At 63.3% G+C, this 15158-nt stretch carries 11 protein-coding genes and 1 pseudogene; 7 read left to right on the top strand and 5 right to left on the bottom strand.

What is annotated here, in order from left to right; all coding sequences use genetic code 11:
* Nucleotides 1-51 precede the first annotated feature (51 nt).
* A complete protein-coding gene (locus CFR76_RS02605; protein ID WP_110555682.1) occupies nt 52-2121 on the bottom strand; it encodes an FUSC family protein in 2070 nt (689 codons plus the stop codon).
* A gap of 85 nt (nt 2122-2206) precedes the next feature.
* Nucleotides 2207-3928, bottom strand: a complete 1722-nt coding sequence (locus CFR76_RS02610; protein ID WP_110555834.1) for an NAD-dependent malic enzyme — start codon at nt 3926-3928, stop codon at nt 2207-2209.
* Between the two features lie 117 nt (nt 3929-4045).
* Between CFR76_RS02610 and CFR76_RS02615 the strand changes: the two genes are divergently transcribed.
* Nucleotides 4046-4951 (top strand): LysR family transcriptional regulator, encoded by a 906-nt coding sequence (locus CFR76_RS02615; protein WP_110555683.1) that lies wholly within the window; start codon nt 4046-4048, stop codon nt 4949-4951.
* Between the two features lie 163 nt (nt 4952-5114).
* On the opposite strand, the pseudogene CFR76_RS02620 reads toward CFR76_RS02615, so the two are convergent.
* Nucleotides 5115-5584, bottom strand: a pseudogene (locus CFR76_RS02620) (isopenicillin N synthase family oxygenase); the annotation flags it as partial.
* 21 nt (nt 5585-5605) lie between these two features.
* Nucleotides 5606-6796 carry a sensor histidine kinase gene (locus CFR76_RS02625; RefSeq protein ID WP_110555684.1) on the bottom strand — a complete coding sequence of 397 codons (1191 nt, stop codon included), beginning with the start codon at nt 6794-6796 and terminating at the stop codon, nt 5606-5608.
* Between the two features lie 322 nt (nt 6797-7118).
* Here CFR76_RS02625 and CFR76_RS02630 point away from each other — a divergent pair, with 322 nt between their 5' ends.
* The 5 genes from CFR76_RS02630 (at nt 7119) to CFR76_RS02650 (ending at nt 13059) form a co-directional block, all read left to right on the top strand.
* A complete protein-coding gene (locus CFR76_RS02630; RefSeq protein ID WP_110555685.1) occupies nt 7119-8846 on the top strand; it encodes a carbohydrate porin in 1728 nt (575 codons plus the stop codon).
* 211 nt (nt 8847-9057) lie between these two features.
* Nucleotides 9058-11472, top strand: coding sequence for a TonB-dependent receptor (locus tag CFR76_RS02635; protein ID WP_110555686.1), 2415 nt, complete (start codon nt 9058-9060; stop codon nt 11470-11472).
* A gap of 30 nt (nt 11473-11502) precedes the next feature.
* The gene (locus CFR76_RS02640; protein WP_110555687.1) at nt 11503-12192 is read left to right on the top strand and encodes a Fe2+-dependent dioxygenase; all 690 of its coding nucleotides are present in this window, start codon (nt 11503-11505) and stop codon (nt 12190-12192) included.
* Between the two features lie 224 nt (nt 12193-12416).
* Entirely contained in the window at nt 12417-12623 is a 207-nt protein-coding gene (locus CFR76_RS02645) for a cold-shock protein (protein WP_007398099.1), read from the top strand.
* 64 nt (nt 12624-12687) lie between these two features.
* The gene (locus CFR76_RS02650) at nt 12688-13059 is read left to right on the top strand and encodes a hypothetical protein (RefSeq protein ID WP_244191736.1); all 372 of its coding nucleotides are present in this window, start codon (nt 12688-12690) and stop codon (nt 13057-13059) included.
* A 12-nt stretch (nt 13060-13071) separates the two neighbouring features.
* Here CFR76_RS02650 and CFR76_RS02655 read toward each other — a convergent pair whose 3' ends face one another.
* Nucleotides 13072-13974, bottom strand: a complete 903-nt coding sequence (locus CFR76_RS02655; RefSeq protein WP_167402036.1) for a LysR family transcriptional regulator — start codon at nt 13972-13974, stop codon at nt 13072-13074.
* A 208-nt stretch (nt 13975-14182) separates the two neighbouring features.
* Between CFR76_RS02655 and CFR76_RS02660 the strand changes: the two genes are divergently transcribed.
* A complete protein-coding gene (locus CFR76_RS02660) occupies nt 14183-15136 on the top strand; it encodes a LysR substrate-binding domain-containing protein (protein WP_110555689.1) in 954 nt (317 codons plus the stop codon).
* The last annotated feature ends 22 nt before the right edge of the window (nt 15137-15158 follow it).

Genomic DNA, 15158 nt, shown 5'->3' on the forward strand with positions numbered 1-15158 from the left:
ACAAAAGAAGTCTTTGGTGAAGCTTTTATTATTCCCCGGATATGACAGGGATCATTCCACCCCCGCCGCCATGGCGGTGAGGCAGGCCGCAGCCGTGCGGCTGATCCCGTCAAGGCAGGCCAGCACCTCCAGCAGCCTGCCATTGCCGGGATCAGCCTTTTCCATACGGGCCAGCCGCCTGCGCGTGGCCCGGACCATGGCGATGCCACGCGGGCTGACGGGGCGATAGCGCACCAGCACGCGCAACAGTTCGGTAATGACATCCGACACCGTATCGCGCCGCTGCCGCTTGAGCTGGCGCAGCAGCAGGATATTCAGCCCGACGGAAGAAAACATGAGCATGAGCCGGATACCGGCGGCGGCCGTGCGATCCCCTTCTTGCGTTGCATGGCGCACCATGCGCCCGATCCGATCCACGCTGGTGCCAATCCACCACTGGGGCGATGGCGGCAGGGGCACAAGGCACAGCCGCCGCAGTTCACCGCGTATATGCATGCCAAAGCGCAGCCGTTCATCGCGCGCGCGGAATGGCAGCACCAGCCGGAACACCAGCACGCTCAGCCCCACCGCCAGCACCGTATGGAAGGCGCCGTTGAGGAACGTGATTTCATCCACCCGGCTCTGGTTGCCGGGCATGAGCAGGTTGGGCATGAGCAGCCCGTAGGCCGCAGCCGCCCCCGCCGTGCCCCGGTTGCATTTGGCAAGCCCGCCCACGAACAGGAACATACCCAGCACGAAGGCAAATTCCTCATAATCCGTAAGATAGGGCAGAAGCCACAGGTCAAGTGTGCCTGCGGCAATGGCCGACCACACCGCCCCCGACAGGAACCGCGTCGTGCCCACGACCGGGTTTTCGCGCGTGGCGAACAGCCCGCAGACCAGCGTGGTAATGGCAATGAACCCCATGCCACCGGGCCATGCGGTGCATTCGTAGACGAAAGCCGCCAGCATGATGGCCACGGCCCCGCGCAACCCGTTATGGAATGCCAGCCGGATATCGCGGTGGCCGCCCAGATGGAAGCGGAAGTGGTCATGCGGTGGCGGGCTGAAAATGGCATGGCAGTGATCCAGCGCCGTTTCCAGGTCATCCATCGTGGCCGCCAGCACGCCATGGGTAATGCGGGCCGTTTCCTGCACGCCATGCGCCGCGCGCCGTTCAAACAGGGTGCGCAGGTGCGCCACCTGCGCCTGCACGTCGTCCAGCGCACCGGACTTCAACCGGCAGGTCGCCAGCCGGTCACACAGGTGCAGCAGTTGTCCCCGCGTATCCGCCAGCACCCCGTCATCGGCCAGCATCGCGCGTTCCGCCCCGCCGGACAGGCCGACAAGGCGGGTGACAAGGATCGAGACCGCCGCCAGCACGGCGCGGGCATGATCGCCCGCATGCACCTGTCGCCCCATTTCGATGGCCGGGAATTCCAGCCCCTGATGGACCGATACCACCATGTCCGAAAACTCACCGGCATGGACCAGCGTGTCACGGTCATGCAGCACGATTTCGCGCAGCAGCGCGCCAAGGCGATGCAGCACGTCTTCCACCTGCGCCACCATGGTCGCCTGCGCGCGCGTGGACAGGCTGACGGTGAACAGCATGGCCATCCCCGCCTCGCACACCACGCCAAGGATGATGTAGGTGGCGCGCGAGATGCCTATGAAAAACACGTTATCCGGCGCGGATGCCGCCGCAACCGCAATGATCGAACAGGTATAGCCCGACAGCACGAAGGCATAGGAACGGAAGTTCAGGCAGAACGTGGCAAGGAAACTGCACAGCCCGATCCATGCCGCCACGGCGGGAAAGAACAGCCACGACTGCTGCGGAAAGGCGGCAATGAACACCACCGCCGCGACAGCGCCAACCAGCGTGCCCACGATACGCCACCGCGCCTTGGACATGCTTTCGCCCCGGCGCACCTGCGCCACCGACCATACGGTGGCGACCGCCCATTGCGGGCTGTCCAGTTCCATCCACAGCGCAATGGCCAGCGCCACGACCGAGGCAACGGTATTGCGCAGCGCGAACGCCACCGCCTGTGGCGTGGGACAGAACAGCCAGCGCAGCATGTCCACACCCACAGGCCAGCGCACGGCCGGCCCGGGCATGAAGCGGGAAATATTCATCTGATCCTGCCCGTCATGGCATGGCGGACACGTCCTGCTTCCCCTTACGGGAGCTGTTTGCCCATGAAAATCGTCTCAGGCAGCCCTAGCGGCCGGGGGCTGCCTTCTCGTACGGGCGGTACCGCGCGGTCCATACCGCGGCCTTCAGCGCGACCTCGACCGCCTCGGGCGATGCCTGCGGGGCGACACCTTCCGCCTGTCCCTGGCGGATTACGGCCCGCGCCACCGCCATGGCCACGGTGCGCAGTTCGGACACAGGGGGCAGCAGGGGCGCGGTTGCGCGGTCATCCGTCCCGCCCGCGGGCGAAAGCCCGGCCAGCGCATGGGCGGCGGCAAGGAACATGCCATCGGTCATGCGCGTGATGCCACCCGCCACAACCGCAAGGCCCACGCCGGGGAAGACATAGGAATTGTTGATCTGGTCCACCGGGCGCACGCACCCGTCACAGGTCACGGGCGCGAACGGGCCACCCGTGCCGATGATCGCGCGCCCGCCCGTCCATTCCAGCAGGTCCGCAGGTGTTGCCTCGATATTGGCTGTAGGGTTGGACAGGGCGAAAATGACCGGGCGGACGGACTGCCGCGCCATGGGAGCCACGATATCACGGGTAAAGGCGCCGCCCTGCCCCGATGTGCCGACCAGCATGGTGGGGCGCACATTGTCCATCACCTCGGCCAGCGTGACATGGGCGGCATTGGCCACGTTCCACGTCGCCGCGATATCGGCGGGCTGCGCGAAAGGGCGCTGGCCTTCGGTCACGCCATCCATGCCCGCGCGCACAAGGCCGTTGATATCGACCATGAAGAAACGGCGATTGGCCTCAGCGGGCGTCATGCCTTCCGCCACCATCATCTGCGCCAGCAGGTCGGCAATGCCGCAACCCGCGCCACCCGCGCCAAAAATGACGATCCGCTGCCGCGCCAGCGGGGCCGCACCGGCACGGATCGCGGCCAGCAGCGCGCCCGCCGTCACCCCGGCCGTGCCCTGTATATCATCGTTATACGTGCACATCCCGTCGCGATAACGACGCAGGATACGCAGCGCATCAGCACCCGACAGGTCTTCCCAATGCAGGGCGATATTGGGCCAGCGCGCGTTAACGGCGTCCACGAATTCCGCAATGAAAGCGTCATAATCCGCCCCGCGCACGCGTTCGTGCCGCCAGCCGATATATTCCGGGTCCGCCAGCAGCGCCGCATTGTCGGTGCCGACATCCAGCAGGACGGGCAGCGCGCGGGCGGGGTCCAGCCCACCGCAGGCGGTATAGAGCGACAGCTTGCCAATGGGGATGCCCATGCCGTTGGCCCCCTGGTCGCCAATGCCAAGGATGCTGCCGCCGTCACTGGCCACGATCACGCGCACCCCGTCCCATTGCGGGTCGGACAGGATTTCGGCAATGCGGCCCCGGTCCGTGTAATTCAGGAACAGGCCACGCGGGCGGGTCCAGATATGGCTGAACTCCCGGCAGGCCCGACCGATCGCGGGCGTGTAAATGATGGGCAGCCATGCTTCCAGCGCCTGATCGATAATGGCGTAGAAAAGCGTTTCATTCCTGTCCTGGATTTCGCGCAGCGCAATATGTCGCGAAAAGTTGTCCGGCAGCGCCGCCAGCCGCGCGCGGGCAAGGTCGGCCTGTTCTTCCAGTGTCGCAATGCGCGTGGGCAGGAGGCCATGCAGTCCGAACAGGTCACGTTCACGGCGGTCGAATGCATTTCCCTTGTTCAGCACTGGACAGTCCAGAAGTTCCCTGCCGGACAGCGCGGTTTTGAGGGAAGTATGGCAGTTGGACTGGACTGTATCCGACATAAGAACCCGATATTGCGATAACAGTGGAAGGATGCGCAGGATACGGATCTGCACATCTTCGTGTAGGCCATGCGACTGCACGCCAACCGTACGCCAGACGCAATCATGGGATGACACATGCCGGATGAAATCAGTGACCTGAAGTTTTTCTGCATCCTGACCGCATCGGGCAGCATTGCCGGCTGTGCACGCGCCATGGGCATGTCGCCCGCCGCCATGAGCCGCCGCCTCAGCGCCATGGAAACCCGCCTTGGCACGCGTCTGGTCACGCGCACGTCACGCCATTTCGCCCTGACGGCGGAAGGCCAGCGCCTGCATGAACACGCGGTCAGGATCATGCAGGAGGTGGAGGAAGCCGAGGCCGAACTGACCGCGCGCGCCGGTATCCCGCACGGGCTGCTGCGCGTGGGCGTGCCGTCGGAAATCGGGCGCAAGCTGCTGGCCGGTGTCGTGGCGGCCTTTGTCGGGCAGTATCCCGATGTCACCGTGCACCTGACGCTGTCGGATGCGGGGCTGGACGTGATTGATGACGGGCTGGACATTGCCATCCGCCCCGGCATGCCGTCGGATCAGGAGGTCATGACCACCAGCCTGATCAACAGCCGCCGCGTGGTGTGCGCATCCCCCGATTACGTCGCGCGCAGGGGGTTGCCCGCCACGCCGCATGACCTGCTGAAGCATGACTGCATCTGCCTGATCCGCCGCCACCGCATATTCAATGAATGGGCCTATCTGGACGGTAAGGCGCGCAAGGAAATCCATGTCACCCCCCGCCTTGCCACATCCAGCAGCGAGGTCGTGCATGACTGGGCGGTAAACGGGCGGGGCATTGCGCTGAAGGTGCTGTGGGATATTGCCGATGACCTGAAATGCGGTCGGCTGATCGAATGTCTCAGCACCTATGCGTGGGAGGATGTGACGCTGTATGCTGTCTATCCCTCCCGCGCGCACCTGCCCTCGCGCACACGGTTTTTCCTTGATTTTGTAAGGCGTGAACTGCGCCAGAACTATTTCGGGGCTTAACGGCCGTGTGAAAAAACGGCCCAGGAAATATCCTGTAATCATATGAACGTTTTTGGTGAAGCTTTTTTCAAAAAGCTTCAAGGAACGCCGCCTTTTTAAAAAGGGGGCGCCCAAAAACTTTTATTTTTTATCAATGAGTTGTTTCAGACAACCTTTAGGATATTCATATCCGCCCACCGTAATTCGCCCGGATGCGTTCATCCAGGTAATCCCGGGCGGTAATGGGCGCGTATTTCTTCCGTGGCCCCTGAATGACCGCATCACGATTGGCCTGACAGAAAAACGGCAGGGACAGACCTGCAGGCCACCCTGCCCCGGTCGCTGGTGCAGCAGGGTCAGGCAGTCAAAATCGGAATGAGCGCCCGCGCGCCAGAATTCGAAATCCGCGTCACGGGCATTTTCCATGCTCATGTAATGGATCAGGCGCAGGGTACTCTGGTACTGCATGGATGCAGGGTCGTGATTCCGGGTGAAAAAATCCGCGTCAAACCCCATACGGATCGCGAAACACGACAGGATTTTCATCCCCAGTTCCCAGTTCTGGTGTTCGAAACGCCGCATCCGGGCCTGAAATCCGGGCAATGTGCTTTCGGCAGGCCATATGCCCTTCCCCATCTGCGGCAGGGTGATCTGGGCAGGCCGCGTGGGCGGGCATTATCCCTGCGGCAGCCAGACGCTACAGCATGTGCCCAGCCCCGGCGTGCTGGTTATGTCCAGGCGGCCACCGTGACGGTCCACGATGTGCCGGACAATGGCAAGCCCCAGCCCCGTGCCCTGGTCCCCCCCGTTACGCCCGGCCGGTGGGGACACACGGTAGAACCGCTCGGTCAGGCGCGGCAGGTGCTGGGCGGCGATGCCCGGCCCGTTATCACGCACCGAAATCACCAGCCCGCCGGTTTCCAGCCGTTGCGCCGTCACATCAATCCGCGCCACCGCCGGTGGCGCGGGGCGGCCATAACGCAGCGCGTTTTCGCACAGGTTGACCAGCACCTGCAAAATCTGGTCCGCATCCCCCCGCACGGCGCCGGCAGGCGGGGCGTGGATGATGACGGCGGCGCGGTCTTCCGCCGGTTTGCCCTGCAATTCATCATTCAGGCGCGCGAACAGGTCGGGCAGCACGACCTGCCCCTGCGGGCGCTGGTGTTCCAGCATCTGCACGCGCGACAGGTAGAGCAGCCGGTCAATCAGGCGCTGCATGCGGGCGGCCTGCCGGGCCATGATGGCAAGGAATTTCTGCCTTGCCACGGCATCGTTCGCGGCAGGCCCCTGCAATGTCTCGATAAAGCCGACCAAGGCGGCAAGCGGGGTGCGCAGTTCATGGCTGGCATGGGCGACAAAGTCACTGCGCGCGCGATCCAGCGCATCATGCGCCGTGGCATCCAGCAGCACCGCCACGCAGGCCGGGTGGCCATGCCACGACCCTGCCTTCACGAACGCCTGCACCACCCGGCGAACGGGCACATCGGCCTCGATCCGGACCTCGCTCACCCCGCCGGGCTGCAGGTCGGCCACGGCGCGCTGCAGAGCGGGATGGCGGATCAGGGTGCCCAGCCCTTCGGCAAATTCGGCCTGCGCGCGGGTCGCGGCATGCAGAAGCCGCCCCCCGCGCGACAGCACGACAAGTGCAACGGGCAGTTCATCAACCATAATCGTGTCAGCATCCCCGGTCGCGACCGGGTCCGCCAGCGCGCGGGCGGGGTAATAGGGCAACCGGCGCAGCCCACCCGTGGAGGACGCAGCCAGATGCACGCCATACCCCCCCACGACCGCACCGATCACCAGCCCCACGACCATCAGAACAAGCGCTGTCACCCCATTCTCCCATTCCCGGCCTGCGCAGGGCACGACATGGGCGATACCATGATGCCGGGATAGCGGAAAGCAGAATGATTTTTGTAATAAAATTACGATTTGTGCGGTGCAAAATTAATATAATTCCACACCTCTTGACATTTTGATAATTTTAAAATATGGATCGATCATCATAAAAATAAAAACAATGGTTGCAAAAATCATGATCAACCCGGTCCTGCGCCCTCCCGCATCTGTCTGCTTTTCCGAATACGTCGCGTACGTGCCCACGCCCTGATACGGCGGCACGCACCCCAGGCCCCCTTGCCGCGTTTTCACGCCTCGCCATCCGGCCCGGCCACGAGAAAATCGACAGATGACAAGACACATACACCATGCCCGTGACCAGCATGGCCACCATCCGTTCCCCCATGCATGCCGGTGGCTGCTGGCGGTGGGCACCATGGCGGTGCCCGCCCATCGCGCCCTTGCCCAGGCCGCGCCGCCTGTCGAACACACCGTTCCCTCCCTCGTCACGTCCGGCTCGGTTTCCGCCATGCCTTCAACGGGCATGACACCGGAACAGCAGATCAGCCTCAATCTGGATGCCGAACGCCTCGGCCCGACGCCCGACGCGATCCGCAGGCCCCCCAACACCCCCATTCCGCCCAGTGGCGTGCCGACCTATCCCTCCGCCGGGCTGGCAACCATGAGTGTCGCCCCCGTCAGCAGCCCCGGTGACAGCAAGGCGTTCCACAAGATCGAACTGGACGCCATCCTGACCCACCATGAAGGGCCGTCCGGCCTGCTGCCCGAATGGATCGACGCGCAGCATGACACCGACCTGGAGGACCCGTACTACGTCCCTACCGCAGGCAGCGGCCATCTGGTCCCGCAGCTCAACCCGCTGCGCAGGAAGCTGCTGGACCATGGCGTCAGCTTCGCCTTCACCTACAAGGGCGAGGCGATGGGCGTGATCAATGGCGGCGTGGAGCGTGGCATGAGCTACGTGCATGAACTGACCGCGCAGGTAAACTTCGACCTGGAAAAGATGGCCGGGATCACCGGCTGGTCGGTCCACACGCTGGTGATGGAGCGCGCGGGCCATGCCGTAAGCCATGACCGCGTGGGGGAATATTACGTCAACCTGCAGGAAGTCTACGGCCTGTCGGGCAACGTGGTGGCCCACCTGGTGGATTTCTATGCGGAAAAGAAGCTGCTGGACAACCATCTGGACATCACGTTCGGTCGCATGGCGCTGACCCATGTGTTCGCCACGTCGCCGCTGCTGTGTTCGTTCATGGTCACCTGTTCCGCGCCCGTGGCGCTGAAGCTGGACCCCGGTTTCAGCGTGTACCCGAAGGCGACATGGGGATCGCGCATCCGCATGCGGCCCACGCGTGACACCGCCATCCAGCTTGGCGCGTATTCGGTCAGCGCCCTGGCCGACAACCCCAGCGGCTGGTCATGGGGCAGCGAGACGGCAACGGGCCTGATGCTGCCGGTCGAGTTCACGTGGCAGCCCTTCCTGACCCGCAACCGCCTGCCGGGGCATTACGTGCTGGGCTACGCGCATGACACCACGCGCTATCCCGACCAGATCGGCATTGGCCTGCCCCCTGCGCTGCGCACGGCGGCGGGGCACCAGCGTTCGGCGCCGATGGACATGTTCTGGTTCGAAGGCGACCAGATGGTCTATCGCCGGGGCGGGCGTAACCAGATGGCGGGCGGCTACCTGATGGCGGGGTATATCCACAACACCCCGCATGTGACCTCGATTTCGGATGAAGCCTATGGCGGCCTGTCCTTTGCCGGTGTCATCCCGTCGCGGGTCACGGACCGGCTGGGCATCATGTATTCGTGGTACCACGTCAGCCACCGCAAGGAGGAAGGGCAGATCCTGCGCTATGAAGCCGGTTATTCGCTGGGTACCGCCGTGCGCGCGCCCCAGACGGATTCCCATATCATAGAAGCCTATTACGCTATTGACGCGATGCCGGGCATACTGGTCCAGCCTGAATTCGAGTACATGATCCGCCCGGGCGAGACTAGGCACATTCCCAATGCCGCCCTGGTCGGGCTGAAAGTCATCGCCAACCTGTAACATCCCTGAACCTGTAACATCCCTGCCGCGTATTGATGCGAAAAAGCCCCGTATCCCCTGTGGTGCGGGGCTTTTTCGCGTCGGGGCCTTAATTGATAATGAGAATTTGTTGCATTTAAGTGACAGCGCGGCAACGAACTGTTTCGGCGTTATTGCGAATAATTATCATAATAGATATGCAGCCATTATGCAATTAAGAGGCTGTTGCAATATGACAAACCAGACCATTCGCCAGAAACTCAGGCCTTTCTCCCTGTTCACCGCCTCCGTGGCGCTGGCCTGCGCGGCCACCGGCGCGCAGGCCGCGACACAGGATGCGCCCTCCCCGTCCCCCGCCGACAGCACCAGGCAGGCCCGGACGACCACGAAACCGGATACCGATGCGACGGACCTGTACACCCATTCGTCCGATACATCCCATGACCTAACCCATGTCACCGCATCGCCCATGAATGTGCTGCATGAATCCATCGGGCTGAGCCGGATGCCGCAGGACGCCATGCACACGCCGCAGAACGTGAACGTGGTGCCGCAGGTGCTGATGCAGCAGCAAAATGTCAAATCCCTTGATGAAGCACTGAAGAACGTGCCCGGCATCACCGCATCGGTGGGCGAAGGCGAAGGCGGCATGGCGGGGGACCAGTTCCTGATCCGCGGCTTTGCCGCACAGAACGACATTTATGAAAACGGCCTGCGTGACTTTGGCGTCTATACGCGCGACAGCTTCTATTATGACCATGTTTCGGTCATCAAAGGCCCTTCATCCGAGGTGTTTGGCAATGGCACCACGGGTGGCGCCATCAATATCGTGACCAAGACGCCGCATCTGGGCAACAGCTACCAGGCCAGTTTTTCGGGCGGCAGCGGGTCCTATTACCGGGGCACGCTGGATGTGAACTACCAGTTGAACGGCACCACCGCCTTCCGCCTGACCGGCATGGGCAACGAGAACAATGTCGTTGGCCGTGATGATATCTATTCCCACCGCTGGGGCATCGCGCCGTCCATCGCGTTCGGGCTGGGCAGGAAGGTCTCGTTCGTGCTGGAATATTTCCACCAGAACGATAACCGCATCCCTGATTACGGCGTGCCGGTCGTCTATTCCTCAGCCAGCGCCATTGGCCGCCCGGTGACCGAATACGGCGTCAGGCGCACCAACTGGTATGGCACCACCTATGACCAGGATGATTCCAGCACGGACATGATCACCGGCCGGCTTACGGCCAGGGTCAACCCGATCCTGACCTTATATAACGACATGCGCGGCGGCATCTTCCACCGCTATTTTTCCGCATCGCAGGAAGCGTGCTCGAATTTCAGCAGCGGCGCCGTGCTGGCGAACAACACGTTCAACGGTGTCTCGCCGTCGTCCACCTGCCAGTCCGATTTCTTTTCCTCCAGCCCGGCGGCGGCACAGGTGGCGCGTAATGGCGGGGTAGGCGGCCCCGAACCCTACCGGCAGAGCGACTGGTCCATACAGGATGTGTTTTCCGGTATCGCGCACCTCAAGACCGGGCGTATCCGGCACGAGATCATTGGCGGCTTCGACATTGAATACGTGACCGACCACCGCCAGAACTACGCCTATGGCGCCAACCGCCCCGGCACCAGCCTGCTTGACCCCTCGCCCTACGTGCCCGGCCTGACATTGGGGGACTGCAACCAGTATCCGAACCGGCTGGTCAATATCGGCAATGGCGTGGGCCGCAAGTGCTACAAGGATAGTGACGCGCTGGATGTGGGCTTCTTCCTGTCGGACCAGATCTGGCTGACGGACTACCTGTCGGTCAAGGCGGGTTTCCGCTGGGATAACTGGAACAGCCACTACAGCGCCACTGGCGGCAGCACCGCGACGCCGGATGTGCATTACGGGCAGAACGAAACCACCATAAACCCCTCGGTCAGCATCATGTACACCCCGCGCGGCAACCTCATGGTGTATTTCAACTGGTCGGAATCCACCACGCCGCTGAGCATGTACGTCACCAACAGTTCCGAACCCATGAACGCCAGGAACGCAACCGCCGCACCCGAACGCAGCAGGCTGTATGAGGTGGGCGCGAAATACAGCGCCTTCCATGACCGCATAGGCTTTACGGCGGCCCTGTTCCGGCTGGAAAAGAACAATTCGGTGCAGACCGATCCCTCCACTGGCGACATTACCGCCACCAGTGACCAGGAACGCAACCAGGGGCTGGAACTCAGCGCGTCGGGCACGCTGCTGCGCAACTGGATGTTCTATGGCACCTATGCCCTGTATGATCCCACCATCACCAAGGCCGGGTCCACGACATCCAAGCAGGGCGGCCAGATCCAGTACGTGCCCCATAACCAGGCCACGGCATGGACCAGCTATGAAATTGCCCCGCGCAAGCCATGGAACATGACCATCGGCGGCGGCATCACGTGGCGGCAGGGCGTATGGCTGGACCAGGCCAATACGGCGCGCGTGCCCGCCACGGTGGAATTCGACGCCATGGTGTCGCACCGTTTCGCCGACCACTGGAAAGTGGCGATGAACGCCTATAACCTTGATAACCGGCTGAATTACGGCAGCCTGTTTTCAAACCGGGTAACGCCCTCCATCGGGCGGTCGTTCCTGTTCAACATCTCGGCCCAGTACTGACCCACCACGCCACACGCCCAAGGTTGCGCCATGCTGCTGCACATTCCCGCCCTGCTGACGGCCGATGAACTGGCCCATTGCCGCGAAATACTGAAAAACGCACAGTGGACCGACGGGCGCGAGACGGCGGGCGCGCAGTCGGCCATGGCCAAGGACAACCTGCAACTGCCCCGGGATTCGCAGGCCTGTCTTGAACTGGGGCAGCTTGTGCTGCGCGCGCTGGGGCATAATGCGCTGTTCAACAGCGCGGTGCTGCACTACCGGGTCAGCCCGCCGCTGTTCAACCGCTATGAAAACGGCATGCGCTTTGGCGCGCATGTGGACAACGCCATACGCGGCATCCTGTCGGGGGGCATCCATACGCGCATCCGCACGGATGTCTCCTCCACACTGTTTTTTTCCGACCCGGACGAATATGACGGCGGCGAACTGACCATCCACGCCAATGGCAATGAACAGGCGATCAAACTGCCGGCGGGCGACATGATCCTGTATCCCACCACCGTGCTGCACAGCGTGACCCCGGTAACAGCGGGCAGCAGGCTTGCGGCCTTTTTCTGGTCCCAGTCGATGATCGCCGAGGAAAGCCGGCGGCAGATCATGTTTGACCTGGACATGCAGGTGACATCGCTGCGCGAACGGCTGGGGGATGCCGATTCCGCCGTGCTGTCGCTGACCAATATTTACCACAACATGATGCGCCAATGGTGTGCGCTTTAACCCGTTATCCGATGCCTGAGAGGAAATATTTCCGCTTTTTCGAATATTTTCCGTGCTATTTGCGTGCAACCCCTATACAAGATGTTTCACGGCTGGACTTTTCAGCTACGGACAAGATTTCAATTGCAGCCTCGCTACGCGGCCTTCTGGCATCCCCGATATAACGAAAAGTCTCGATTCCGCGCATGTTCGCGTGGGTGCCGGTTACGCAAGGAGGCCAAGACATGGCCGCAGGAACAGTTAAATGGTTCAACGCCCAGAAGGGCTTTGGATTTATCCAGCCTGATGATGGAAGCGCTGACGCTTTCGTTCACATCTCCGCAGTGGAGCAGGCTGGCCAGCAGACCCTGAACGAAGGACAGGCCGTGACCTACGACCTCGAACGGGGCCGTAATGGCAAGTCTTCCGCAGTCAATCTGAAGATTGGCTGATAATTTCGGCAGGGACTTCGGTTCCTGCCGTTTTTATTTCCATCCCCCTTTACAGTCAGACAGCATGTTCAGGCTTCTGATACTGGCGCTCGCCTGCCTGCCCATCCATCACGCCATGGCGCAGATGCCCGGCGCGGTTCCCGGTGGCTGGAATGGCAGCGTGGCATTGCCCCATGCATCGGCGGCCGCACCGGGCCTATCCATGCCATCCGCGCCCCCACTGGCGCATTTCGCCCCCCTGCCCGGCTCCGGTTCGGGGTCCGGCCTGTCTGGCGGCATGTCCCTGCCAGCGGGGCTGGGACATGGGCAGGCCGACGATCGGGACATGCCCCCTTCCTCCCCCATGATCGACGAAGACGCCCGGCAGGACTGGAATGCCTTCCGGCGGGCTGAACAGCAGGTATTGCGGGACATGCACCGCACGCCCGCGCCCTGACGGCGCGCGGCGTCAGCCAACCGCGAAAATGTCGCGCATGTCCATATGGCTGGCAATTTCCCATACCCGCACCATCAATGCGGTTGGCAGGGACTGTGTCAGGCGCACCAGGCCGACCTCCGGCGCGCTGCACGGGCCGAGAGGGCGAACCTGCAGGCGGCAATGCCCGGTATGGGTTGGCAGGGCCGCGACCGGCAATATGCTGGCCAGCCGTCCCGCCAGCAGTTCGGCGTACAGCACTTCCAGCGAGTTCGTTTCCAGCACCACGGCAGGCGTTACCCCCGCCCCCCTGAACGCGGCATCCACGATCTGGCGCGTGCGCATCTCGGGGCCGAGCAGGCATAATGGCAGATCGGCCAGCGTGCCCCAGTCGCGTCGCCCCGCAGGCAGGACAAGGGGTTCGGCTGCCACAAGCACATGCTGCTCGGTAAAAAGCGGCAGGGTATCGAAGGGCGCGTCGGGCGGGATCTGGTCCAGGTAGACCAGCCCGAGGTCAAGCTGCTGCTGGCGCAGGCGGTGAATCGTATCCGCGCATGACCCGATCCGCACCTGCAGGTGCAGGCCGGGAATGGCGGTACGGAAACTTTCCAGCAGCAGGGGGATGGCCTGCATCCCCGGCGGCATGGCCCCGATGGACAGCGTGCCCCCCGCCACTTCCTGCGCGAAGGCCGCTTCCTGCCGCAACCCGTCCAGTGCCGCCAGCGTCTGGCGCGCCCATGCCAGCACCCGCCGCCCTTCATCCGTCAGGCCGTTGAAACGCCGGGTCCGGCGGATGATGGTAATGCCCAGTTCGGCTTCAAGCTGGCGTATCGCCGCCGACAGCGCGGGTTGCGACACGCCGCAGCTTTCCGCCGCGCGCGAGAAATGCTGATAGCGGTCAAGGGCTATCAGGTAGGTCAACTGCCGCAGAAACACGCCACATCCGTCCTGACAAGAAACGTCATACCCATATCGGACAACGGCGACATTAACCAGTGACCGACCGGGCATCCCTGCCATGGGAAGGGGTACGGGGCCGCCCTGCCAGGGATTTTCCCATGATCCGCAAGCGCTCCCGGCCGCGGGCCTGCGGCGCGATCATGCTGTTTTTGATCCGGCCCGTTCATGCTAGCATCGGCACCGTATGGAATGGCGCTACCACATCCCGCCGCTTGCGGCCCTCAACGCCTTCGTGGCCTATGCGCGCACGGGCGGCATCCGGCGTGCCGCAGTCGCGCTGGGGGTGGATCATGCCGTTGTCAGCCGCCACCTGCGCGACCTTGAAAATACCCTTGGCGTCGCCCTGCGCAACCGCAGCGAAGGCGGCCTGACACCCGAGGGGCATGATTACCACGCCCGCATCGCCCCCCTGCTGGACGGGCTTGCCCGCGCCACGGCGGACATACGCGGGCAGATGCCGCAGGTGACCCTGACATGTTCGCACGGCATCGCCTATCACTGGCTGCTGCCACGGCTAGCCAGCTTCCGGCAGCTATATCCCGGCGTGGACCTGATGCTGCGCCCGGTTGATTCCGACTGCCGGTTCGATCCCGACCGGATCGACACCGTACTGCATGCCGACATCCGCTACATCAACGACCATAATCCCGCCCCCATCCCGCCGCGCGTGCGCGCCCTGCCGGTTGCGCGGCCGCCGGTATTCCCCGTCGCCAGTCCCGCCTGCCTGCGCCGCCTTGCCCATCCGCTGCGCCGCGCGGCCGACCTGCTGCACGCGCCGCTGCTGATTGAAGACAACGATACGGAATGGCGGCTGTGGTTCGCGGGCCAGTCGGTCGCGGTCGCGCATGTGGCCGGGTGCAGCCGGCTATGGCAGGCGCACCTGGCGCTGGCGGCGGCGCGCGCGGGCGAAGGGATCGCGCTGGCCAATGCCTACCTGCTGGAAGATGACCTGCAGACCGGCCGCCTGGTCCGTGTCACCACCACGGACATCCCGCTGCGCGATGTATCGCTGGGGGCCTATGTCCTGCGCGCGACGGAACAGGCATGGCAGGCCCGGCCGATGGTGATGCTGCGCACATGGCTGGAAGCGCAGCTTCACGCAGGCACAGTGGTGGTGGTGACATCCGATCACCATTGATCGCCTAAAAAGCCCCTCCCCA

Origin of the sequence: Komagataeibacter swingsii, from assembly GCF_003207895.1 — a bacterium.
Classification (GTDB): Bacteria; Pseudomonadota; Alphaproteobacteria; order Acetobacterales; family Acetobacteraceae; genus Komagataeibacter; species Komagataeibacter swingsii.